This is a genomic window from Pseudomonas sp. 10-1B (genome assembly GCF_000935045.1).
In the GTDB taxonomy this organism is placed as follows: Bacteria; Pseudomonadota; Gammaproteobacteria; order Pseudomonadales; family Pseudomonadaceae; genus Aquipseudomonas.
On sequence record NZ_JYKS01000023.1, the window covers coordinates 284,227 to 305,162 of the forward strand.

Sequence of the window (20,936 nt, forward strand, 5' to 3'; positions counted from 1 at the left end):
TGCGGTTTGCAGCGGCCTTTTTTATTTGCCCTGAAAAAACACCTCACCAACTGCCTGACGCGATCTCTGTGGGAGCGGCCTTGTGTCGCGAAAGGGCTGCAAAGCAGCCCCAACAATATATGCGGCTCGGCTGAATGCCTGGGGCCGCTCTGCGGCCCTTTCGCGACACAAGGCCGCTCCCACAGGGGACCGCATTAGCCTTGCAGCGGGTATTTCTGCAGGTTCGCCATCATCTGCTGCAGCGCCTGCAAGCTGTCCTGGGGATGCACCGCCCCTTCAAAGTCACCAATCCGCGCCCAGTTCTCCGCCACCTGCTCGGGGGTAAAGCCTTCACGCGGATCGAAGCCCACCCCCAGGCTGCGCTCCCAACGCACCTTGCCCACCCAGCCGCCGCCCACTTCGAACAGTTCACCCGTGCCCTGGCACTGCTCGCTGCCCAGGTACACCACCAGCGGGCTGACCAGTTCGGGCTTGAGCCGCTCGAACACCTCGGGCGGGATCAGCCCTTCGGTCATGCGGGTGCCGCCGGTAGGGGCGATGGCGTTGACCAGGATGCCGTGCTTGCGCCCTTCGATCGCCAGGGTACGGGTCAGCCCGTACAGGCCCAACTTGGCCATGCCGTAGTTGGCCTGGCCGAAGTTGCCGTAGATACCGGACGTGGAAGCGGTGAGGATCACCCGCCCCCAGTTCTGCTCGCGCAGGTGCGGCCAGGCGGCCCGGGTGACCTTGTAGGCCCCCTCGATGTGAACCTGGTAGACCTGCTCCCAGTCGCTGTCTTCCATCTTGTGGAAGGTCTTGTCACGCAGGATGCCGGCATTGTTCACCAGCACATCGACCCGCCCGAAGGTGTCCAGGGCCTGCTCGACGATACGTGCGCCGTGGCTGACCGAGTCATGGCTGGCGATGGCGCAGCCACCGGCGGCGCGAATTTCCTCCACCACCCGGTCGGCGGCGGAGGCGCTGGCGCCTTCCCCATGGGTGGTGCCGCCCAGGTCGTTGACCACAACCTTCGCGCCGCGCGCGGCGAACAGTAGCGCATGGGCGCGGCCCAGGCCGCCACCGGCTCCGGTGACGATCACCACGCGATCTTGCAGACGGACGGGCTCGCTCATGCTCTTGGCTCCAGGCAGGTTCAGGTCAGCCGAGTGTCCGCCGCCAGCGGCGGGCGGACAATCAAGCTCACGCAGGCTGAATGCCTGGCAATAACGCAGGGCGATGGTTATGGGGCCGCTGTGCGGCCCATCGCCGGCAAGCCGGCTCCCACAGGTACAGCGCAGGCCTTGAGATCGGCGCGGTTGGTGTGGGAGCCGGCTTGCCGGCGATGAGGCCGTGTCACGACCATGCCACCTTCTGCTCGAAGTAGCTCAGCGGTTGCTCACGAAAGGCCAGGTAGTGGCGCAACACCTGCACCGGTGCTTCGGTATGCGGGTAGTGGCCGATGCCCTGCAACTGCACGGTATCCGGTTCCGGCACCAGTTGCCGGTAACGCTCGACCATGTTCGCGCCGGAAAGCGGGTCGACCACACCGTTGATGAAGCGCAGGGGCACGCCTTCGCGCTGCATCGCCCCGACCCAACGTTCACGGTGCAACCTGCGCTCGGGCATGTAGCCCACCAGTTTGTGCAGGATGCGCGTGCCACGGTTGGCGGCGATCAGGCTCCAGAAGTCATCCAGCGCACTTTCACTGGGGTGGGTGCAGGGGCCGTAGATCTGGCTCACGTTGCGCACCAGGTCGTCACGCCCGAACGAGCGCCCCACCAGCCAGCCCAGGCGGCTGAGCAGCAGCTTCTGGATCAGCAGCATGCGGCAGCTTTCGGGGAACAGCCCGCTGTTGAGGAACACGCAACTGGCGATGTCGGCGCGCTGTTCATGGTGCCGCGCCAGCAGTTCCTGGGCCACGCTGCCACCATAGTCATGGGCCAGCAGGTGCACCGGCTGGTCGACCTGCAGGTGGGCGAGCAAGGCCTGCTGCAGGTCGGCCTGCTCCATCAGGCTGTAGGCATGATCGACCGGTTTGGCCGAATCGCCAAAGCCAAGCATGTCGCAGGCGATCACCCGGAAGCGCTGGGCCAAAGGCCCCCACAGGTAGTGCCAGTCCCAACTGGCGGTGGGGAAACCGTGCAGCAGAAGCAGGGGCTCTCCTTGCCCCGCGGTCCAGTAGCGGATGCTCTGGCCCCGGAAAGTGAAACTCTGTCCCCGGGTACGCCAGACGCACAATGGAATTTCGGCCATAGGCATCAGAAGGGTCCCGGTAAAGTGGTGTTGGCGGAATAGAGCAAGGCTGCGGTCATTGCATGTCACCTCGGCACTTACATGTGCTCTCTATGTCGAGGCTGAGTCTAGCCAGCAGCCCGTAGGCTGAAACTTGCGTTGCCAGCCAGCTTGATGACTGAGCGAGTCAGTGGCACGAACGGTCAGAGCAACATGGCCAGCAGCGGCGCCGCGAACAGGTTCAGCAGCCCGGTCAGGACCATGACCAGGCCGGCCACCGAGCCTTCTTCACGGCCCACCTCCTGCGCCCGGCTGACCCCGGCGCCATGGGCACCGACCCCGAACAGCGCACCCCGCGCCAGCGCTGTACGCAGCGGCAACCAGCGCAACAGCACACCACCGAACAGGGCACCGAGCACGCCGGTGAACATCACGAACACCGCCGTCAGTTCCGGTACGCCACCCAGGTCATGGGCCAACGGCATGGCAAAGGGCGTGGTGATCGAACGCGGCACCAGCGACAGGCTGGTCGCACTGTCCAGCGCCAGCAAATGCGCCAACCCCCAGGAGCTGGCGATCGAGGCACTGCTGCCGGCCAGCATGCCCACCAGCAGTGCCGGCCAATGGCGTGCCAGCATGGCCCGCTGCTGCCAGATCGGCACCGCGAATGCGACGGTCACCGGACCGAGCACATTCATCAACCAGTGGGTATTACGGGCGTATTCGGCATAGGCGGTGTGCAACGGCACCGCCACTGCCAACAGCAGCACCGGCACCAGGATCAGCGGCGACAGCAGGTAGCGCCCGCTGCGCCGGTACAACCAGCGGCTAGCCAGATAAGCCAGCAAGGTCAGGGCCAGCCAGAACAACGGCATGGGTTCAAGGCTCATGGCGCAACCTCCAGCGGCACACCAGCTCTACGGTCAGGGCGGTGACCACCATCACCATCAGGGTGCTCACGGCGATCACCAGCAAGATGCGCCAGCCCTCTTCGCGGACCAACGTGCCGTAGTCGAGCAGGCTCATCAGCGCCGGGATGAAGAACAGCAGCATCTCGGCCATCAGCCAGCCGGCGCCCAATTGCAGCATGGCCGGCTTGAGCACCCCCGAAGCGAACAGCAGCAACAGCAGCGCCAGGCCCATCACCCCGCCGGGGATCGGCCAGCCCAGCCAGGTGGCAAGCTGGCCGCCGAGCAGGAACAGGGCACAGAGGATCGCCAGTTCGACGAGCAGGCGCAGGGCTTTTTTCAGTAATGCGGGTTTCATGGCGGGAGTTCCTCGACAGGCCCTCATTTTAAGATTTGGCTGCCTAGGCCAGAAGCGAATTGTTAGACTGATCAGCATTCCAGAATGGAATTCAGAGCATGGAATTCAAACAGCTGCGCAGCTTCATCGAAGTGGTCCACCGCGGTGGCTTTACCCAGGCGGCGCAAACCCTGCACATCAGCCAGTCGGCCGTGAGCAAGCAAGTGGCCCAGCTGGAGCAAGATGTGGGCCAGCCGCTGCTGGAGCGCCAGGCCTCGCAACTGCACCTGACCGCTGCCGGGCGCATCGTGCTGGAGCGTGGCGAAGCCTTGCTGCGCCAACGCCAGGCGCTGCTCAACGAACTGGATGACCTCAGCCAGATGGAGCGCGGCGAACTGCGCCTGGGCTTGCCGATGCTGGGTAGCGACGCGTTGTTCGCCGGGTTGTTCGCTGAGTATCGGCGGCGCCATCCGAATATCGCTATCCAGTTGCTCGAAGGCGGCAGCCGCAGCGTCGAGCAAGCAGTCCGCAGTGGCGAACTGGAACTGGGCGGCAGCCTGACACCCAGTGACGAGGCGTTCGCCTACCAGCCCTTCTGCAACGAACCACTGGATGCCCTGCTGCCAGCTGGCCACGGCCTGGCGGGAGAGGACGGGGTAGACCTGCGGCAGCTGGCCGATACTCCTTTCCTGCTTTACCAGCGCAGCTTCGTGCTCAACGACCGGCTGCTGAAGGCGTGCCAGCAGCAGGGCTTTACCCCGAAAGAAGGCGGGCGCAGTGGCCAGGCGGACTTTTTGGTAGCGCTGGTGGCGGCAGGCCAGGGCGTGGTATTGCTGCCCCGTGTGGTGGCGAAGGCACTGGAGCGCCCCGGGGTGGTGCGTTTGCCGCTGCGCTCGCCGGAAGATCTGCGCTGGGATATCGCCTTTATCTGGCGGCGCGGGGCGTACCTGTCACGAGCGGCGCAGGCGTGGTTGGCGTTGCTGCGCGAATGGCCGGTGCCTGAGCATCAGGAATGAATGGTCCTTGCGGGCCTCTTCGCGGGCACGCCCGCTCCCACAGGTTTGGCGCTGAGCTTTGGAAATGCGCGGTCCCTGTGGGAGCGGGCGTGCCCGCGAAGAGGCCGGTACAGGCAAAAAGCCCCGTCAGCCTTTCAATGCAGCGGCCAGTTCGGCCAACCAAGGCTCGGCATCCGCCTCCGGAGTCACTGTCTCGCTGGCATCCAGGCGCAACATCGGCTGCACTTCCCGTACCCCCAGCTCGGCGAACAGTTCGCGCATCTGCTCGCCACCACCGCAGTAGGTGTCGCCATAACTGGAATCGCCCAGCGCTATCACCGCTCCCGGCAGGCCACGCCAGGCCGCTGGCAAGGTGTCGCGAATGCTGCTGTACAACGGCATGAGATTGTCCGGCAGTTCGCCCATGCCGGTGGTCGAGGTAACGGCCAGCAAGGCTTCGGGGGCAAAACCTTCAAGGTCCTGCAAGGTGGCACGCGCAGCATGCCAGGCCTCCAGGCCCGCAGCCTTGAGCAATGCTTCAGCATGACGGGCGACTTCTTCGGCGGTGCCATAGACCGATCCGGAAATAATGGCGACTTTCATCGGGTAGAGGATTCCGAAACTGAGTGAAAACGTAGGATACTAGCATCCAGTGCTAGCAAAAGGCCGCCTCTACCAAAGTCGCCATCTTCAGCCCTTCTTCGCCCAATGGCCGGAACATGATCAACGCGCAATTGCTGCAATCCATGGTCGATGCGTCCAATGACGGGATCGTGGTCGCCGAGCAGGAAGGCGACGACACCATTCTCATCTACGTGAACGCCGCCTTCGAACGCCTGACCGGCTACAGCCGTGACGAAATCCTGTACCAAGACTGCCGCTTCCTGCAGGCCGATGACCGTGACCAGCTTGGCCGCGCGCGCATCCGCAAGGCCCTGGCCGAAGGCCGCCCGTGCCGCGAAGTGCTACGCAATTACCGCAAGGATGGCAGCGCCTTCTGGAACGAGCTGTCGATCACTCCGGTGCGCAGCGACGCCGAACAGCGTACCTATTTCATCGGCATCCAGAAGGACGTCAGCCGCGAGGTCGAACTGGAACGGCAACTGGCCGACCTGCGCGCTCGTTCGAAAACCGACGAACGCGTCTGAACCAAGCGCATTACGCACGGTCTATCCCGTTGAAGAAATCGCCACCACCGAGTTCGATCATGCAAGCAGATGCGCTCCTGACCCAGGACGAACTGGACTTCATACAGAACATGCAGCATTCGCCGCAGTTGAACCTGGCCGACTCCATGTCGAGCCTGATGGTCAATGGCGACCGCCACATCCAGAGCTTGCTCACCCGCCTGGTGGCCAACGAACAAGTAAGCTTGCAGGCCCAGTTCAACAACCAGCAGATCAGCTTCCCGCTGCAACTGGTGGAAGACGAGTTCCACGCCCTGCACCTGCAACTGGGCTCACCGGAAATCTACGAAGACGGCCCCATGCTGCGCCCTTGGCGGCTGTCGTTGGAGCAACCGAGCGCGTTGCTCGATGCCCATGATCAGCAAAGCGGCCTGTGGGTTCGCGAAATATCCTTCAAGGGCGTGCTACTGGAAGTCCGCGACCTGCCAACGGCACCGGCGCGCTTCGAACTGCGTTTCGCCCCTGATGGCATCAGCCCTATCGAACTGCACGGCGTGCTGGGCCGGCGTATCGGCCCGGACCTGGCGGCCTACGACCTCAGCCAAAGCCCGAGCGAAGAAATCGAGCGCCTGCGCGACTATATCCTCCAGGCCCACCCCGAGCTGCACACTCAGGTATCGAGCTGACCGGCCAGAAACTGCCGCAAACGCTGGCGCATCACACTGCCGTGTGCGCCCAGGCAGGCGATAGGGCTGCCAGCCAGACTGTCCTGCGCCACTTCCACTGCTTCACCGGCCAATAACAATGGGCATCTCAACCCCACCACCAGGCGCGTCAGGCGCCGGGTAAGTTCCGCCGTGGGCGGCTGGTGGGAAAACAGCACCAGGGCATCCGGCCTCATGCGCTCGCAGACCAGCGCCAGTTCCTGCAGCGGCTGCCCGGTCGCCAGTGGTGTCACGCCAATTTCCTCGCTGCCCAAGGTCAAGCTGGTCACCAGCAGTTCCAGCTCATGACACTGCCCCGGCAACGGCGCCAGCAGCACTGTGCGGCTACGCGGTACATGAGCAAGCTGCAGGCGGGCAAACACCCGGCCACGCAGGAACTGATCAAGGAACAGCCATTCGCTGGCCTGCCCGTAGCCGCCCTGCCCTGCGGCCAGGTCGTGCCACACGGGCATGAACACCTCGGCGAACACTTGGTCCAGGGTGCTGGCGGCAAACACCTCATCGAACAGGCGGCCCAGGCCTGCCACGTCAAAACCTTGCACAGCCTGGCGAATCTGCTGCTGCCAGTGCAACCAGGCGCCCATCGCGCAGCCAGCCTGCCCGGCAAGGGCATGGCTACGGGCGAGGATGCTGGCGACCTTGCTCACCGCCACACCGCGCTCCAGCCAGCCGAGGATGCGACGGATGTCATCGATGTCGGCCAGGGAGTAAAGGCGGTGGCCGCTGTCGGTGCGGGAGGGCTGGACCAGGCCATAGCGGCGCTCCCAGGCACGCAGGGTCACGGCGTTGACGCCAGTCAGGCGGGAAACCTCACGGATCGGAAACAGGTCCTGCTGCTCGAGGCTCGCATCGATCACCGGCTTACGTCCCTGTTCGTTCATCTGCACGGGGTATCCTGGGAGCGGAAGTTGAACACGTAGTCTACTACGACAGCCGCCGCCGCAGGTCAGCGACCGTTTGCCGGCTGACGTTTGCCGAAGATCGCACATGCGCGATAATCCGCGCCCGATTCTTGCATGCACGCCTGTGTCGCCCACCACCCCGGGCCACGCAGCCAAAAGGGGCCGGCTACCCGCCAGCCCCGTTGCCAGGAGATACACGATGTCTACCCCACCCGTCACCTTGATGGTGTCGCGCCGCGCCGCCCACGGCCGCTACCAAGACCTGCTGGCCTGGCTGCATGAAGGCGAACAGCTGGCCACCGACTTCCCCGGCTACCTCGGCTCGGGCATCCTCGCCCCGCCCCGCGATGGCGATGAATTCCAGATCATCTTCCGCTTCAGCAACGAGCCTACCCTGCATGCCTGGGAGCATTCGGCCTCGCGCCGGGCCTGGCTGCAACGCGGCAACGGCCTGTTCGAACGCCCCATCGAGGCGCGTGTGAGTGGTATCGAGGACTGGTTCGGCACCAACATGGTGCAAAAACCGCCGCGCTGGAAACAAGCCGTGGCCATCTGGCTGGCCTTTTTCCCGGTCTCGCTGGCGTTCAACCTGCTGTTCGGCCACTGGCTGGCAGCGCTGGACCTGCTGCCCCGGGTACTGCTCAGCACCCTGGCCCTGACACCGGTGATGGTCTACCTGTTCATCCCCCTGTCCACCCGCCTGCTGGCCGGTTGGCTACAGCCCACCCCAGCCACTGCTGGTGCCCTGCGCAGCCGCTGAGGCCAGGCCACACATGCGCTAAACAGTTCGGGTATGCTGGGCGGCAACCAACGGACAGACAAGTTGACCGCCCCGAACATGAACAGCCCAATTCTCGTTACCGGAGCCAGCCAGCGCGTCGGCCTGGCCCTGGCCCTTGAACTGGCTCAGGCCGGCCATACAGTGGTCAGTGCCAGCCGCAGCGTCCAACCACAAGCGGCCCACCCGAACATCGTGCAGTTCCAGGCCGACCTGTGCCAGACGGCCGACCGCCAGGCCTTGATCGACTACCTGCACAACCACTACGACGGCCTGCGCGCCATCGTCCACAACGCCTCGCTGTGGCTCGACGACGGCCTGGACAACCTCGAGACCATGTTCCGCCTGCACGTCGAAGCGCCCTACCACCTGAACCTGGCCCTGGGCGACCTGCTGGCCAAGGTGGACAAGGCCGACATCATCCACATCTGCGACGAAACCTCTTCGCGCGGCAGCAAAAGCCACATCGGCTACGCCGCCACCAAGGCCGCGCTGCAGAACATGGTGCTGTCGTTCGCCGAAAAATATGCGCCCAAGGTGCATGTGAACGGTATCCTGCCTGGGCTGCTGATCCTCAAGGAAGGGGGTGACGAAGCCTACCGCCAGCAAACCCTGAAAAAGGCCCTGCTGGAATTCGAACCCGGCGCCGGCCCGCTGATCGAGACGGTCAAGTACCTGCTCGCCAGCCAGTACAGCACCGGCAGCCAGGTGGTCATCAACGGTGGCCGCCACCTGAAGAACCGCATGACCTGAGAGAAGCCCATGACCCCACAGCAACAGCTCGAACTCGAGGCCGCCGCGTTCCGGCGCCTGGTCGAACACCTGCAAAAGCGCAGCGACGTGCAGAACATCGACCTGATGAACCTGTCCGGTTTCTGCCGCAACTGCCTGTCCAAGTGGTACAAGGCCGCGGCTGACGAGCGCCAGCTCGACCTGAGCCTGGATGACGCCCGCGAAGCGGTGTACGGCATGCCCTACGCCGAGTGGAAAGCCCAATACCAGAAAGAAGCCAGCGCCGAACAACAAGCGGCGTTCGAAAAAGGAAAACCTCGTGACTGACCTGAACACCCTGCGCGCCAGCCTGGCCAGCGGCCAACACGTTTTTGCCGACACCCTGGCGTTCATTGCCGACAACTACAGCTACCAGCCGCAAGCCTTCAATAATGGCGGCGTGGAGAATGCCGCCGGGCAGAACGAGGGTTCGTGCAAGACCCTGGGCCTGGCGCTGCTGGAAGGGCTGAGCGACCAGGAAGCGCTGCTGGCCTTTGGTGAGCATTACCGTGATGTGCTGGCTACGCCTGAGGGCAGTGACCATGGCAATATCCGCGCGCTGATCCAGCATGGCCTGGCCGGTGTGAAGTTTGCCGCGCTGCCGCTTGCGCGCAAGGCTTGAGATAGCCAGGGCCGCGTTGCGGCCCATCGCGACACAAGGCCGCTCCCACAAGGGACGGTGCTGATGCGGACTTTGTGGGAGCGGCCTTGTGTCGCGAAAGGGCTGCAAAGCAGCCCCAAAATATCAAACCCACCATCAATACAAGAGGGTTCCTGGAACCCCGCCCTGTAACCCGCCCCGCTGCAACCACTGCAACGCCACCGGCCACAAACTTTCGCGAAACCGATCATGGAAAAACGCGAAATGGCCAATTTCCTCGACCGAGATATCCACAGGCGCGATGCGCAGGTGCTGGCGCTCGCCACCCTGCAGATAACCCAGCAAGCGCTCGGTCGCCGCCACGGTGCCGAAGGGGTCATCGGTAAGGCTGATGGCCAGCGTCGCCGCCCGTACCTGGGCGAACGGCAACGTCGCCAGGGCACGCCCGCTGGGCCTGTGCTCATAACGCGGGGTACGGGTAGTCCAGTCGTGCACCACGCCGGATGGCGTGTCCTCCAGCCAACCCAGGCGCTTGCCTGGGAAGTAGCCGAACACCCGGGTCAGCAGCGGCATCACTACATGCCACTTGCCAAACAGCTGCCAGCGCTGGTCAGCCGCATAATCGCGCCAGTAGGCGAATTGCGCACCCACCATCACCACCCGGCGCACCTGGCCTGCCGAGGGTGCCAGGCCCACTGCGCAACCGCCGAAACTGTGCCCCACCACGTCCACCGGCTGGCCAGGGAAATGATCAGCCGCATGCGCCAGCATGGCTTCGAAATCCAGGCGGCCCCAGTCGCTCCACGATGCCTGGAAGCCACGCAGCGAAGCCGGGCGGGATTCGCCGATGCCACGGTAGTCGTAGGTCAGCACATCGCAGCCCTGGGCAAACAGGTAGTCGGCAAAACGCGAGTAATAGCGACAGCGCACCGAAGTGGCAGCGTTGATGATCACCAGCGGGCGCTGGGGGTCCGGTTGGGCGTGGCGCCAGCGGAAGCCGCCGAGGCTGTAGCCGTCGGCTGCGGGGTGGCGAAAGGCAGTGGCAGGTTGGGTGAGGCTGCTCATGGCACATTCCCTGTCGTTGTGCGCCAAAGCTAGCAAAGATTCTACAGCTTGTACCGGCCTCATCGCCGGCAAGCCAGCTCCCACCTCGACCACATAGGCCTCAAGCCCTGTGCAGTACCTGTGGGAGCTGGCTTGCCGGCGATGAGGCCAGCACGGTTTCAGCTTACAGCTCGACGCAGTCGAACTTCACATCGGTAGCCACGTCTTCGTCGTAGTTGACGTCAGCGCGCTCGAAGCCGAACAGGTTGAGGAACTGCTTCTTGTAGCCGGCGTAGTCGGTCAGCTGGAACAGGTTCTCGGTGGTCACCTGTGGCCACAGGGCCTTGCAGGCGTCCTGTACGTCGTCACGCAGTTCCCAGTCGTCCAGGCGCAGGCGGCCCTTCTCGTCGACCTCGGCCGGCGCACCGTCGGCACGGTACATGCGGTCACGGTACATGCGGTCCAGCTGGTCCTGAGTACCTTCGTGAACGCCCTTCTCCTGCATGATCTTGAACACCATCGACAGGTACAGCGGCATCACCGGAATGGCCGAGCTAGCCTGGGTAACCACCGACTTCAGCACCGCCACGTTGGCGCCGCCCTGCACTTCACCGGCCAGTTTCTTGTCCAGACGCAGGGCGGTTTCGTCCAGGTCCTGCTTGGCCTGGCCCAGCGCACCGTGCCAGTAAATCGGCCAGGTGATTTCGGTACCGATGTAGCTGAAGGCCACGGTGCGAGCGCCTTCGGCCAGTACGTTGGCGCCAGCCAAAGCGTCGATCCACAGCTGCCAGTCCTGGCCACCCATGACGGTGACGGTGTCGGCGATTTCCTGCTCGGTGGCCGGCTCGATGCTGGCCTCGATGATGGTGTCCTTGTTGGTGTCGATGGCGGTCGACTTGTACGGCTGGCCGATCGGCTTCAGCGCCGAACGCACCAGTTCACCCGTTTGCGGCAGCTTGCGCACAGGCGAGGCCAGCGAGTAGATGACCAGGTCGACCTTGCCGCCCATTTCGTTCTTGATCAGCTCGATGACCTTGGCACGGGCCTCGTCGGAGAAGGCATCACCATTGATCGACTTGCTGTACAGGCCCTCGGCCTTGGCGAACTTGTCGAAGGCAGCAGCGTTGTACCAGCCTGCGGTACCGGCCTTGGTCTCGGTGCCTGGCTTTTCGAAGAACACGCCCAGGGTGTCGGCCTTGAAGCCGAACGCCGCGGTGATGCGGGCTGCCAGGCCATAGCCGCTGGAAGCACCGATGACCAGGACCTTCTTCGGGCCATCCTCGCGCACGCCCAGCTTGCGGGTGGCTTCGATCTGGTCACGGACGTTGAGCTCGCAGCCCTTCGGGTGAGTCGTGGTGCAGATAAAACCGCGAACCTTAGGATGAATGATGGCCAATGTCTGTACCTCGTCAGGTTTATGCTGGGGAAACACCGTCATGGGCGATTCCGATTGATCAGAGGGTGAGACTACCCCCGCAGGTTATCCGACACATATTACGGGGTGATCAAAGGGATGCAAAACGGTGGATTACCTGCCAGCTCCCACAAGGACGGCACAAACCATGAGCCCTGTGGGTACCTGTGGGAGCTGGCTTGCCGGCGATAGGGTCAGTGCAGGTGACCTCAACTGGAGGCCAGAGCGTCTTTCAACCACCCCAGAAACTGCCGGGCCAGCGGATCATCCTGGCTATCCCGATGCACCAGGCAAGCCCATGCCGGCCCTCGCACCCGCTGTACCGACAACGCCTGCAAACGCCCCTCATCCACCGCCCGCCGTGCCAGCAACTGACTGACCAGCGCCACCCCCAACCCCTCGCTTGCCGCATCCAGCAACAACCCGGGGTCGGAAAAATTCAGGCCCTTGCCCTGCTGCCCCACATCCTCGCCGCCCTCCAGTTGCCAGTGGCTCCAGTCCATTTCCCGTTCACCATGCAAGGTGGTGCGCGCAGTCGCCGCCAGCAACGAGGGGTGACAAGCCGGGTACAACTGGTCCTGATGGAGCACGCTGAAGCTGCATTCGGCCTGGGCACTGAGGTCGTCGCGGATGGCCAGGTCGATGGTTTCGGTGGCCATCTCCGGCACCTCGAAACTGGTGAACAACCACAAGTCGACATCCGGGCAGCGCTGGTGAAAGTCGGCCAGCCGCGGCAGCAGCCAGTGCCTGGCAAACGCCGGGCTGGTATTGACCACCAGTTGGTTGGGCTTGCGGTACTGATCGAGCCGGCGAATACCCACGGCCAGGTGCTGCAGCAGCGATTGCGTGGTGCTGAGCAGGTCGTGGCCGGCGTCGGTCAGGCTCACGCTACGGCCACTGCGATGGAACAGCGGCTGCTCCAGGTAGGTTTCCAGGCTGCGTATCTGCTGACTGATGGCCGACTGGGTCAGGTTCAGCGCCTCGGCAGCCTTGTGGAAACTGCCCAACCGCGCGGCGGCCTCGAAGCCGCGCAAGGCATTCAGGGGTGGCCAGTGTTTAAGCATGATTGATAAGCCCTGCTGATCAGATATGCGCTAAATCTATCGTTTGTCGCCAGCCAAGCCTAGCCATAGCATGGACACCAACACCCGCGACGGCGGGCTTCGTTGATAAAAATCCTTAATTGATCGGAGTTCACTATGCACCTGTCCCTCGACAGCGGCTGGCGTATGCCTGCCGAATGGTCCCGCCACGCGGCTACCTGGATGGTCTGGCCACACAACCAGCCGCTGTGGGAACGCGGCTGGAACGTGCGCCTGGCCGATGTCCAGCAGGATTACGCCCGTGTCGCGGCGGCCATCGCCCGTTTCGAACCGGTGAAAATGGTGGTCGACCCGTGCGCCGTGGCCAGCGCACGTGCCCTGTGCGGCGCCAATATCGAGCTGATCGAACTGGCCGTGGACGACAGCTGGTGCCGTGACAGCGGCCCGAGCTTCATCTGCCACCCACAGCTCGGCCTGGCCGGTCTGAGCTGGCGCTTCAATGCCTGGGGCGGCAAGTCGCAGCATAGCCTGGACCGCAGCCTGGGCCGGCAGATCCTCGACCAGCTTGGCCTGGACGGTTTCAGCACAGCGTTGTGCAACGAAGGCGGTGCGATTCATGTCGATGGCGAAGGCACGCTGATCACCACTGAATCGGTGCTGCTCAACCCCAACCGCAACCCTGGCGTGAGCAAGGCCGAATTCGAGGCATGCTTTGCCCGCTACCTGGGCATCAGCAAGACCATCTGGCTGCCGGGTGACCCGCAATACGTCACCGGCGACATGACCGACGGCCACGTCGATGGCGTCTGTGCCTTTGCCCGCCCAGGTGTGCTGCTGGTCGATGCCACCCATGACCAGCATTCGGTGTACGCCGAAGTGGTGCGGGAAAACCGTCGAGCCCTGGAACTGGCAACCGATGCTCAAGGCCGGCATTTCGAACTGCTAGACCTGTACGAGGCCAGCGCCGCTGTCGACCGCAATGCCGAGGTGTTCTGTGCTTCCTACACCAACTTCTATATCGCCAACGGCGCGATCATCATGCCAGCCTATGGCATCGCAGCCGACCAGGACGCCGCCGCACAACTGGCCCACGCCTTCCCGGGTCGGGAGATCGTGCCGGTACGCATCGACCACATTGCCTATGGCGGTGGCGGCATTCACTGCATCACCCAACAGCAGCCCGAGGTGCAGCCATGAGCCGGCTGCGTATCGCCACCACGCAAATGCCGTGCAGCTGGAACCTGCCCGACAACCTTGACCGCGCCGAACAGCTGGTACGCCAGGCCGCGGCCAAAGGAGCCCAGGTAATCCTGCTGCAAGAGCTATTCGCCACCCCGTACTTCTGCATCGAGCAGGACCACCAGCACCAGGCCTTGGCCCAGCCCTACCCCGACAGCCCGATCCTGCAGCGTTTCGCTGCCCTGGCCGGCGAGCTGGGCGTGGTGCTGCCGCTGAGCTGGTATGAGCGCGCCGGCAATGCCTTCTTCAACTCACTGACCGTGGCCGACGCCGACGGCCGCCTGCTCGGCGTGTACCGCAAGACCCACATTCCCAACGCCATCGGCTACCAGGAGAAGGAATACTTCAGCCCCGGCGACACCGGTTTCAAGGTCTGGGACACCGCGTTCGGACGTTTGGGCATCGGCATCTGCTGGGACCAGTGGTTCCCGGAAACGGCCCGTTGCCTGGCGCTGATGGGTGCCGAAGTGTTGCTGTTCCCTACCGCCATCGGCTCCGAGCCTGGCTGTGCCGAACTGGACTCGCGCGACCATTGGCAGGTAGCGATGCGCGGCCATGCTGCCGCCAACCTGCTGCCGGTGGTGGCAGCCAACCGCGTGGGCGAAGAAGTCGCCGCCAGCGATGCCGGGTTGACCATGCGCTTCTACGGCTCGTCGTTCATCTGCGACCACAAGGGCGCCATGCTTGCCGAGGCCGACCGTGACAGCAGCGGCATCTGGCTGCACGACCTGGATCTCGCCGGCATGCGCGAAGACCGTCTGAGCTGGGGCATCTACCGTGACCGCCGCCCGGAAATGTACGCAACGCTGCTGACCCTGGACGGCGCCCACCCACACAACCTGAGGGCCTGAGCATGAAACGCCACGTTCTTGCCACATTGGCGCTGGTCGTCTGCGCCAGCCATGTCCAGGCCGAGCAGCCGGTGCTGCGCCTGTACAACTGGGCCGATTATTTTGCCGAGGACACCCTCAAGCAGTTCACCGCCGAAACCGGTATCCAGGTGATCTACGACGTGATGGATGGCAGCGAAGTGCTCGAAGCCAAGCTGATGTCCGGGCGCAGTGGCTACGACCTGGTGTTCCCCGGTGACACCGTTGCCGAACGGCTGATGCGCGCCGGCAGCCTGCAGCCGCTGGACCACAGCCGCCTGGAAGCGCTCGACGATATCGAGCCCGGCCTGCGCAAGCTGCATGCCCAGTACCCCAAGGCCAGTCAGGCCACGGTGCCCTACACCTGGGGCACCATCGGCCTGACGGCGAACGCCGAGAAGATCCGCCAACGCATGCCTGATGCACCGCTGGACAACCTCGACCTGCTGTTCAAACCAGAGCTGGCCGCCAAGTTCGCCGACTGTGGTATCTCGGTGATCGACTCGCCCGATGAAGTGCTGGCCGTGGTCCTCAACTACCTGGGCCGTGAGCCACGCAGCGCCAAACGCGAAGACCTGGCCGCTGCCAGCGAACTGCTCAAGGCCATCCGCCCATATGTGCGCAAGTTCCAGTCGCAACCGGTGACCGAGTTGGTCAATGAGAACCTGTGCCTGTCTCTGGGCTACAGCGGCGATGTAATCCAGGCACAGCGCACCGCCGAGTCCGCAGGCAAGCATCTCGACTTCCAGTATCGCATCCCCCGCCAAGGCACCACGGTGTGGATGGATACCATGGCCATTCCGGCCGATGCCAGGCACCCGGAATACGCCTATCGTTTCATCAATTTCGTCATGCGCCCGGCGAACATGGCTGCCATCAGCAACTTCACCGGCTACCCCACCGCCAGCGCCAAGGCGCGACTGGCGGTAGACCCACGCATGCGTGACAACCCAAATATCTACCTCGACGAAGCGACCTATGCTCGGCTGATCCCGGGCCGCGATATTCCACAGGCTGACATGCGCGCACGCATGCGCGTGTGGACACGCTTCAAGACTGCACAGGACTGAACCATGCCAAGCTGGCGGGGGGATTCACTGTGTGACCTATCAGTGCCCGGCTATTTGAATGATGTTGCCTGGGCTGGCCTCATCGCCGGCAAGCCAGCTCCCACCTCGACCGCATAGGCCTCAAGCCCTGCGCAGTTGGGCTGGCTTGCCGGCGATGAGGCCCGCCCAGGCAATACAAGACAGTTGCTCCCACAGGTATTGCACAGGGCGTGAGACCTATGCGGTCGAGGTGGGAGCGGTTCCACAGCTGTACCGTGCCGTCAGTGTTCAATCGTGGTACTCGGTCTTGACCGCCTTGCCGGTCACCGGGTCATGGTAGATCTCGACCCTGCGGCCGTCCTTGTCGAAACCGTAGGTCTTGTAGCAGTTACGCTTGGTGACCTTGAACTTGTTGATCTTGTAGCCCTGTTCCTTGAGCTGGGCCTGGAAGGCTTCGGGGTCTTGCCAGGTACTTCTTTCAGCAGTGGTGCATTGGGTGGCGGCGAATGCTGTGCTGCTGCCGATCAGCAGGGTCAGAGCGATCAATAGGCGCACGGGCGTAAGCTCCATTCAGTTGAGTGAAACAGCACATCCCTTAGCGTAGATGTGGGCACCTCTTATTACGCTATTCATTTGTTTTCTGGATCAATCACAAAGAAAAACAAACTTAACAAATTAGCCAAAGCCACCGATGCTTGAGGCATTACGCCCATCGCACGGAGAACAACAACATGAACGACGTGGTCATCGTCGCCGCAACCCGTACCGCCATCGGCAGCTTCCAGGGCGCCCTGGCCACTGTGCCTGCGGTCGACCTCGGTGCTGCCGTGATCAAGCGCCTGCTGGAGCAGACCGGGCTGGACCCGGCGCAGGTCGACGAAGTCATCCTCGGCCAGGTGCTCACCGCAGGTGCCGGGCAGAACCCGGCACGCCAGGCCGCGATCAAGGCCGGCCTGCCCTTCAGCGTACCGGCGCTGACCTTGAACAAGGTCTGCGGCTCGGGCCTCAAGGCCCTGCACCTGGCCACCCAGGCCATCCGCTGCGGTGACGCCGAGGTGGTGATCGCCGGTGGCCAGGAGAACATGAGCCTTGCCCCTTACGTAATGCCCTCGGCCCGTACCGGCCAGCGCATGGGCCATGGCCAGCTGATCGACAGCATGATCACCGATGGCCTGTGGGACGCCTTCAACGACTACCACATGGGTATCACCGCCGAGAACCTGGTGGACAAATACGGCCTCAGCCGTGAACAGCAGGACGCCTTCGCCGCCGAATCGCAGCGCAAGGCCGTGGCGGCGATCGAGGCTGGCCGTTTCGACGACGAGATCACCCCGATCGTGCTGGCGCAGAAAAAGGGTGAGCCCAAGGTCTTTGCACGCGACGAGCAACCCCGCCCGGAGACCACGGCCGAATCCCTGGGCAAACTGCGCCCAGCCTTCAAGAAGGACGGCAGCGTCACCGCTGGCAACGCCTCCAGCCTGAATGACGGCGCCGCCGCCGTGCTGCTGATGAGCGCCGCCAAGGCCAAGGCCCTGGGCCTGCCGGTGCTGGCAAAGATCGCGGCCTATGCCAGTGCCGGTGTAGACCCAGCGATCATGGGCATTGGCCCGGTTTCGGCGAGCCAACGCTGCCTGGACAAAGCCGGCTGGCAGCTGGCGGAGCTGGACCTGATCGAAGCCAACGAAGCCTTTGCCGCACAGGCGCTGGCGGTGGGCAAGGCGCTGGAGTGGGATGCCGCGCGGGTCAACGTGAATGGCGGGGCGATTGCCCTGGGCCACCCGATTGGCGCGTCCGGCTGCCGGGTGCTGGTGACCCTGCTGCACGAGATGATCAAGCGGGATGCCAAGAAGGGCCTGGCTACCCTGTGCATTGGTGGCGGCCAAGGGGTTGCCTTGGCCATCGAGCGTTGATCACTGATTGATTTGAGCAGGCCCGGCCTCTTCGCGGGCACGCCCGCTCCCACAAGGACCGCGCATTTTTAAAGTTCAGCGCCAAACCTGTGGGAGCGGGCGAGCCCGCGAAGAGGCCGGTAAAGGCAAACACATATGTCTCATTCAGAGCACCACCCTGCGCATCCGGACATGACCCCGCTCGCCTTCTGCTCCACAATGCCACCCTGACCAAACCAGGTGACTGGCCTCATGAGCCTGCTGAAAACCGCGCTGCGCGAACAGAACTTCGTCTGTGTCATGGAGTTCGTCCCCAAAGCCTCCGCAGAACGCTTCGCCGCCATGCAGGCGATCATGGCCCGTGGGCATCTGTGCAGTTGGCCAATGACCGTGGCCATCGGCGATCGCGTCGGCAGCCCGCTGGACATGTCGCCGCTGGATGCCCTCGCCTCGTTCAGCAACCCAGTACCGGCCCTGCCGCACTTTTCCGGCAAGGACCGCGAACGCCACCACCTGCTAGCCCAACTGCAGCGCATGGACGCTGCTGGCCTTGATCAGTTGTTGCTGCTGACCGGCGACCGCCTGCCCGGGCATGAGCCTGGCCAGCGCCCGGTGCGCTACCTGGAATCGGTGGCCGCCCTGCAGATTGCCCGCCAGGCCTGCCCGCACTGGCTACTGGGCGCGGCGCTCAACCCCTTCAAGTACCACGAGGAAGAAGGCGGCGCGCAGTACTTCAAGGCCGAGAAAAAGCTGGCAGCGGGGGCCGACTTCCTCACCCTGCAACTGGGCTTCGATGCCGCCAAGCACCAGGAAGCCATGCACTGGATGCGCCGCCAGGCCACGCCCAAACCCATGCTGGCATGCCTCATGAGCCTCACCCACGGCCGTGCGACAATGCTCGACCATGTGGCGGGCGTTACCGTCACACCGTCCATGCGCGAGATGCTCGAAGCGGAAACGGCGCAGTCCAAGACCTTTGCCCAGGCGCGCAGCGTTGATCGCCTTGCTTTGCAGATCATTGGTACGAAACTGATGGGTTACGCCGGCGTGCACCTGTCGGGGATTCACGAACTGAAGCAACTGCTTGCCCTGGAAGAGCGACTTGAACACTGGCAAGCGCAGGTCCATTCGCTGGAGCAATGGGCGCCCGCCTGGCATGCCAGTTGGCAGATGCCGGGAATGCCGGCGGTAACCTTCCATCCACCGCAGGCGAGCTGGCGCCAGGGAGAATCGCAGGTCGATGCGTCGTTCAGGGAGAAAGCCCGCTACCACCTGATGCATGGCGTCCATGCCCTGCTGTTCAGCCGCCGCAACAGCCTGAGCAAGGCGTTTGGCTGGGCGGTGCGCCAGCCGCTGTGGGCCACCCGCGCTGGCGTTCAAGTGCTGCACACGCTGGAGCGCAGCGTGAAGCGCCCGCTGGTGGGCTGTGACACCTGCGGCCGCTGCCGTCTGGAAGACACCCTGTACATCTGCCCGGAAACCTGCCCCAAGGGCCTGGCCAACGGCCCCTGTGGTGGTACCGCGCTGAACCGCTGCGAGTTCGGCGACCGTGAGTGCATCCACAGCGTCAAGTACCGCACCGCCAAGGCTGTGGGGCAAACTGCCGTGCTGACCGAGCGGCTGATCCCGTGCATTGAGGTGGAAACTCGCCACCGCAGCTCATGGCCGCAGTGGTTCGCACCGCCAACCTCGCGCCGGCTCAGCCCGCAGCCAGCGCCTCGAACCCAGCCCGAATCGTAGCCTCGGGCAGCTCGTCGGCAATAAACACCATCACGCTCTCGCGGGCCTCGCCATCGGCCCACTCGGCGTCCCAGTCGAAGCCGTAGAGCTTGAGCACGCCCTGGAACACCAGCTTGCGCTCTTCACCGGCAATGTTCAGCACGCCCTTGTAGCGCAACAGTTGCTTGCCGTGGGTTTCCAGCAGTTCGTTCATGAAATCGCTGAGGCGGTCGATGTCCAGCGCGGTCTCAGTGCGCAACACCAATGTCGAGATACGGTCCGGCGTAGCAGGCTTGAGCAGTGGGCGCAGGCTTGGCTGCAGGTTCGCGCCCAGGTCGGGGTTGAGGTTGAAACCGCGCACATCGAGCAGTTCGGCCAGGTCGATACGGCCATGCTCGACCACGCGGATCGCGGCCCGGCCATTGATGCGTGCCAGGCGTTCACGCAGGGCCTCTACCGCAGCCGGCTCGACCAGGTCGGTCTTGCTCAGCAGCAGGCGATCGGCAAAGCCGACCTGGGCCTGGGCGATGGCCTGGGTCAGGTGCAGTTCGGCATGGGCGGCATCGACCAGGGTGATGATGCCGTCGAGGATGTAGCGCTCACGCAGTTCCTCGTCGATGAAAAAGGTTTGCGCTACCGGCGCCGGGTCGGCCAGGCCGGTACATTCGATCACCAGGCGGTCGAAGGCGATCTCGCCGGCGTCCAGGCGTTCGAGCAGCAGGTACAGGGCGCGGGTCAGGTCGCCATGGATGCTGCAGCACACGCAGCCGTTGGCCAGGGTCATCACCTGCACCGGCTCGTCGCCCAACAGCTGGCTGTCGATGCCGGCTTCGCTGAATTCATTTTCGATCACGGCAAGCTTCAGGCCGTGCTCGGCCTTGAGCATGTGCTTGAGCAAGGTGGTCTTGCCGGCACCGAGAAAGCCGGTGAGTACGGTTACGGGAATAGGCGTCTGCACGCAGAACATCTCCTGTGCGGAAAAAACACAGGCCTCATCGCCGGCAAGCCAGCTCCCACAGGTACTGCACAAACCTTGCGGCCTGTGCTGTACCTGTGGGAGCTGGCTTGCCGGCGATGAGGCCGGGACAGGTTAACGCTTAAGGCTCAACAGCACTTGGGCCCGGACTTGCCACCATAACGCGCTTCCTGGCGTTCGCGGAAGAACGCCTCGTAGCTCATCACCGGCTGGTCCGGGTGCGTCTTCTGCATGTGCTCGACATAGTTGTCGTAGTCGGGCATGCCGACCATCAGGCGGGCTGCCTGCCCCAGGTATTTACCCAGTCGACCCAGGTCGTTGAACATCGCAGCATTCCTC

General features: G+C 63.8%; 24 protein-coding genes. 12 read left to right on the forward strand and 12 right to left on the reverse strand.

Annotated features, from left to right (window positions below):
- Nucleotides 1–194 precede the first annotated feature (194 nt).
- The 4 genes from TZ03_RS14695 to TZ03_RS14710 form a co-directional block, all read right to left on the reverse strand.
- Nucleotides 195–1,112 carry an SDR family oxidoreductase gene (locus tag TZ03_RS14695; RefSeq protein ID WP_051098731.1) on the reverse strand — a complete coding sequence of 306 codons (918 nt, stop codon included), beginning with the start codon at nt 1,110–1,112 and terminating at the stop codon, nt 195–197.
- Between the two features lie 220 nt (nt 1,113–1,332).
- Nucleotides 1,333–2,238 (reverse strand): alpha/beta fold hydrolase, encoded by a 906-nt coding sequence (locus TZ03_RS14700; protein ID WP_051098732.1) that lies wholly within the window; start codon nt 2,236–2,238, stop codon nt 1,333–1,335.
- A gap of 176 nt (nt 2,239–2,414) precedes the next feature.
- Nucleotides 2,415–3,101 carry an LrgB family protein gene (locus tag TZ03_RS14705; protein WP_051098733.1) on the reverse strand — a complete coding sequence of 229 codons (687 nt, stop codon included), beginning with the start codon at nt 3,099–3,101 and terminating at the stop codon, nt 2,415–2,417.
- Nucleotides 3,091–3,477: a CidA/LrgA family protein gene (locus TZ03_RS14710; RefSeq protein WP_051098734.1), complete on the reverse strand. Its 387-nt coding sequence runs from the start codon at nt 3,475–3,477 to the stop codon at nt 3,091–3,093. The genes TZ03_RS14705 and TZ03_RS14710 overlap by 11 nt, the downstream gene beginning before the upstream one ends.
- Before the next feature lie 98 nt (nt 3,478–3,575).
- Here TZ03_RS14710 and TZ03_RS14715 point away from each other — a divergent pair, with 98 nt between their 5' ends.
- Nucleotides 3,576–4,472: a LysR family transcriptional regulator gene (locus tag TZ03_RS14715; protein ID WP_051098735.1), complete on the forward strand. Its 897-nt coding sequence runs from the start codon at nt 3,576–3,578 to the stop codon at nt 4,470–4,472.
- A gap of 126 nt (nt 4,473–4,598) precedes the next feature.
- Here the strand turns inward: TZ03_RS14715 and TZ03_RS14720 are convergent, their stop codons facing one another.
- A complete protein-coding gene (locus TZ03_RS14720; RefSeq protein ID WP_051098736.1) occupies nt 4,599–5,054 on the reverse strand; it encodes a flavodoxin in 456 nt (151 codons plus the stop codon).
- 116 nt (nt 5,055–5,170) lie between these two features.
- On the opposite strand from TZ03_RS14720, the gene TZ03_RS14725 reads away from it, so the two are divergent.
- Both TZ03_RS14725 and TZ03_RS14730 read left to right on the forward strand, forming a co-directional pair.
- Nucleotides 5,171–5,599, forward strand: coding sequence for a PAS domain S-box protein (locus TZ03_RS14725; RefSeq protein ID WP_051098737.1), 429 nt, complete (start codon nt 5,171–5,173; stop codon nt 5,597–5,599).
- A 59-nt stretch (nt 5,600–5,658) separates the two neighbouring features.
- Nucleotides 5,659–6,264 carry a hypothetical protein gene (locus TZ03_RS14730; RefSeq protein ID WP_051098738.1) on the forward strand — a complete coding sequence of 202 codons (606 nt, stop codon included), beginning with the start codon at nt 5,659–5,661 and terminating at the stop codon, nt 6,262–6,264.
- On the opposite strand, the gene TZ03_RS14735 is transcribed toward TZ03_RS14730, so the two are convergent.
- Nucleotides 6,249–7,184 carry a MerR family transcriptional regulator gene (locus TZ03_RS14735; protein WP_051098739.1) on the reverse strand — a complete coding sequence of 312 codons (936 nt, stop codon included), beginning with the start codon at nt 7,182–7,184 and terminating at the stop codon, nt 6,249–6,251. The genes TZ03_RS14730 and TZ03_RS14735 overlap by 16 nt on opposite strands.
- 220 nt (nt 7,185–7,404) lie before the next feature.
- Here TZ03_RS14735 and TZ03_RS14740 point away from each other — a divergent pair, with 220 nt between their 5' ends.
- The 4 genes from TZ03_RS14740 to TZ03_RS14755 are packed head-to-tail and all read left to right on the forward strand — an operon-like array spanning nt 7,405 to nt 9,376.
- Nucleotides 7,405–7,965, forward strand: a complete 561-nt coding sequence (locus TZ03_RS14740; protein ID WP_051098740.1) for an antibiotic biosynthesis monooxygenase — start codon at nt 7,405–7,407, stop codon at nt 7,963–7,965.
- 33 nt (nt 7,966–7,998) lie between these two features.
- Nucleotides 7,999–8,736 (forward strand): dihydromonapterin reductase, encoded by a 738-nt coding sequence (folM, locus tag TZ03_RS14745; protein WP_051098741.1) that lies wholly within the window; start codon nt 7,999–8,001, stop codon nt 8,734–8,736.
- A gap of 9 nt (nt 8,737–8,745) precedes the next feature.
- Nucleotides 8,746–9,042, forward strand: a complete 297-nt coding sequence (locus TZ03_RS14750; protein ID WP_051098742.1) for a DUF1244 domain-containing protein — start codon at nt 8,746–8,748, stop codon at nt 9,040–9,042.
- Nucleotides 9,035–9,376, forward strand: coding sequence for a HopJ type III effector protein (locus TZ03_RS14755; protein WP_051098743.1), 342 nt, complete (start codon nt 9,035–9,037; stop codon nt 9,374–9,376). The genes TZ03_RS14750 and TZ03_RS14755 overlap by 8 nt, the downstream gene beginning before the upstream one ends.
- Before the next feature lie 135 nt (nt 9,377–9,511).
- Here the strand turns inward: TZ03_RS14755 and TZ03_RS14760 are convergent, their stop codons facing one another.
- The 3 genes from TZ03_RS14760 to TZ03_RS14770 form a co-directional block, all read right to left on the reverse strand.
- Nucleotides 9,512–10,420 carry an alpha/beta fold hydrolase gene (locus TZ03_RS14760; RefSeq protein WP_051098744.1) on the reverse strand — a complete coding sequence of 303 codons (909 nt, stop codon included), beginning with the start codon at nt 10,418–10,420 and terminating at the stop codon, nt 9,512–9,514.
- Nucleotides 10,421–10,583: 163 nt separating this feature from the next.
- The gene (fabV, locus tag TZ03_RS14765; RefSeq protein WP_201775722.1) at nt 10,584–11,795 is read right to left on the reverse strand and encodes an enoyl-ACP reductase FabV; all 1,212 of its coding nucleotides are present in this window, start codon (nt 11,793–11,795) and stop codon (nt 10,584–10,586) included.
- A 227-nt stretch (nt 11,796–12,022) separates the two neighbouring features.
- Nucleotides 12,023–12,877: a LysR substrate-binding domain-containing protein gene (locus tag TZ03_RS14770; protein WP_051098746.1), complete on the reverse strand. Its 855-nt coding sequence runs from the start codon at nt 12,875–12,877 to the stop codon at nt 12,023–12,025.
- Nucleotides 12,878–13,012: 135 nt separating this feature from the next.
- Here TZ03_RS14770 and TZ03_RS14775 point away from each other — a divergent pair, with 135 nt between their 5' ends.
- From TZ03_RS14775 to TZ03_RS14785, 3 genes are read left to right on the forward strand one after another with little or no spacing between them, the layout of a single operon-like run.
- A complete protein-coding gene (locus TZ03_RS14775; protein ID WP_051098747.1) occupies nt 13,013–14,053 on the forward strand; it encodes an agmatine/peptidylarginine deiminase in 1,041 nt (346 codons plus the stop codon).
- Nucleotides 14,050–14,946 carry an N-carbamoylputrescine amidase gene (gene aguB / locus TZ03_RS14780; protein WP_051098748.1) on the forward strand — a complete coding sequence of 299 codons (897 nt, stop codon included), beginning with the start codon at nt 14,050–14,052 and terminating at the stop codon, nt 14,944–14,946. The genes TZ03_RS14775 and aguB overlap by 4 nt, the downstream gene beginning before the upstream one ends.
- A gap of 2 nt (nt 14,947–14,948) precedes the next feature.
- Nucleotides 14,949–16,034 (forward strand): extracellular solute-binding protein, encoded by a 1,086-nt coding sequence (locus TZ03_RS14785; RefSeq protein WP_051098749.1) that lies wholly within the window; start codon nt 14,949–14,951, stop codon nt 16,032–16,034.
- 267 nt (nt 16,035–16,301) lie between these two features.
- Here TZ03_RS14785 and TZ03_RS14790 read toward each other — a convergent pair whose 3' ends face one another.
- Entirely contained in the window at nt 16,302–16,583 is a 282-nt protein-coding gene (locus tag TZ03_RS14790) for a PepSY domain-containing protein (protein ID WP_414860309.1), read from the reverse strand.
- A 161-nt stretch (nt 16,584–16,744) separates the two neighbouring features.
- Here TZ03_RS14790 and TZ03_RS14795 point away from each other — a divergent pair, with 161 nt between their 5' ends.
- Complete coding sequence (locus tag TZ03_RS14795) at nt 16,745–17,923, forward strand: acetyl-CoA C-acetyltransferase (RefSeq protein WP_051098751.1); 1,179 nt, start codon at nt 16,745–16,747, stop codon at nt 17,921–17,923.
- Between the two features lie 231 nt (nt 17,924–18,154).
- Nucleotides 18,155–19,642 (forward strand): methylenetetrahydrofolate reductase C-terminal domain-containing protein, encoded by a 1,488-nt coding sequence (locus tag TZ03_RS14800; protein ID WP_051098752.1) that lies wholly within the window; start codon nt 18,155–18,157, stop codon nt 19,640–19,642.
- Here the strand turns inward: TZ03_RS14800 and yjiA are convergent.
- Both yjiA and TZ03_RS14810 read right to left on the reverse strand, forming a co-directional pair.
- Nucleotides 19,602–20,579 carry a GTPase gene (yjiA, locus tag TZ03_RS14805; RefSeq protein ID WP_051098773.1) on the reverse strand — a complete coding sequence of 326 codons (978 nt, stop codon included), beginning with the start codon at nt 20,577–20,579 and terminating at the stop codon, nt 19,602–19,604. The two genes, TZ03_RS14800 and yjiA, sit on opposite strands and share 41 nt — an antisense overlap.
- A gap of 146 nt (nt 20,580–20,725) precedes the next feature.
- Nucleotides 20,726–20,923, reverse strand: coding sequence for a YbdD/YjiX family protein (locus TZ03_RS14810; RefSeq protein ID WP_029614786.1), 198 nt, complete (start codon nt 20,921–20,923; stop codon nt 20,726–20,728).
- Nucleotides 20,924–20,936 lie beyond the last annotated feature (13 nt).

Excerpts from the sequence above, each read along its gene's own strand:
- TZ03_RS14705 (WP_051098733.1), bottom strand. The coding sequence starts at position 3,101 with ATGAGCCTTGAACCCATGCCGTTGTTCTGGCTGGCCCTGACCTTGCTG.
- TZ03_RS14775 (WP_051098747.1), top strand. The coding sequence starts at position 13,013 with ATGCACCTGTCCCTCGACAGCGGCTGGCGTATGCCTGCCGAATGGTCC.
- TZ03_RS14810 (WP_029614786.1), bottom strand. The coding sequence starts at position 20,923 with ATGTTCAACGACCTGGGTCGACTGGGTAAATACCTGGGGCAGGCAGCC.
- TZ03_RS14710 (WP_051098734.1), bottom strand. The coding sequence starts at position 3,477 with ATGAAACCCGCATTACTGAAAAAAGCCCTGCGCCTGCTCGTCGAACTG.
- TZ03_RS14790 (WP_414860309.1), bottom strand. The coding sequence starts at position 16,583 with ATGGAGCTTACGCCCGTGCGCCTATTGATCGCTCTGACCCTGCTGATC.
- TZ03_RS14750 (WP_051098742.1), top strand. The coding sequence starts at position 8,746 with ATGACCCCACAGCAACAGCTCGAACTCGAGGCCGCCGCGTTCCGGCGC.
- TZ03_RS14700 (WP_051098732.1), bottom strand. The coding sequence starts at position 2,238 with ATGCCTATGGCCGAAATTCCATTGTGCGTCTGGCGTACCCGGGGACAG.
- folM (WP_051098741.1), top strand. The coding sequence starts at position 7,999 with ATGCTGGGCGGCAACCAACGGACAGACAAGTTGACCGCCCCGAACATG.
- TZ03_RS14795 (WP_051098751.1), top strand. The coding sequence starts at position 16,745 with ATGAACGACGTGGTCATCGTCGCCGCAACCCGTACCGCCATCGGCAGC.
- aguB (WP_051098748.1), top strand. The coding sequence starts at position 14,050 with ATGAGCCGGCTGCGTATCGCCACCACGCAAATGCCGTGCAGCTGGAAC.
- TZ03_RS14725 (WP_051098737.1), top strand. The coding sequence starts at position 5,171 with ATGATCAACGCGCAATTGCTGCAATCCATGGTCGATGCGTCCAATGAC.
- TZ03_RS14740 (WP_051098740.1), top strand. The coding sequence starts at position 7,405 with ATGTCTACCCCACCCGTCACCTTGATGGTGTCGCGCCGCGCCGCCCAC.
- TZ03_RS14730 (WP_051098738.1), top strand. The coding sequence starts at position 5,659 with ATGCAAGCAGATGCGCTCCTGACCCAGGACGAACTGGACTTCATACAG.
- TZ03_RS14715 (WP_051098735.1), top strand. The coding sequence starts at position 3,576 with ATGGAATTCAAACAGCTGCGCAGCTTCATCGAAGTGGTCCACCGCGGT.
- TZ03_RS14770 (WP_051098746.1), bottom strand. The coding sequence starts at position 12,877 with ATGCTTAAACACTGGCCACCCCTGAATGCCTTGCGCGGCTTCGAGGCC.
- TZ03_RS14760 (WP_051098744.1), bottom strand. The coding sequence starts at position 10,420 with ATGAGCAGCCTCACCCAACCTGCCACTGCCTTTCGCCACCCCGCAGCC.
- TZ03_RS14785 (WP_051098749.1), top strand. The coding sequence starts at position 14,949 with ATGAAACGCCACGTTCTTGCCACATTGGCGCTGGTCGTCTGCGCCAGC.
- TZ03_RS14800 (WP_051098752.1), top strand. The coding sequence starts at position 18,155 with ATGAGCCTGCTGAAAACCGCGCTGCGCGAACAGAACTTCGTCTGTGTC.
- TZ03_RS14695 (WP_051098731.1), bottom strand. The coding sequence starts at position 1,112 with ATGAGCGAGCCCGTCCGTCTGCAAGATCGCGTGGTGATCGTCACCGGA.
- TZ03_RS14735 (WP_051098739.1), bottom strand. The coding sequence starts at position 7,184 with ATGAACGAACAGGGACGTAAGCCGGTGATCGATGCGAGCCTCGAGCAG.
- TZ03_RS14720 (WP_051098736.1), bottom strand. The coding sequence starts at position 5,054 with ATGAAAGTCGCCATTATTTCCGGATCGGTCTATGGCACCGCCGAAGAA.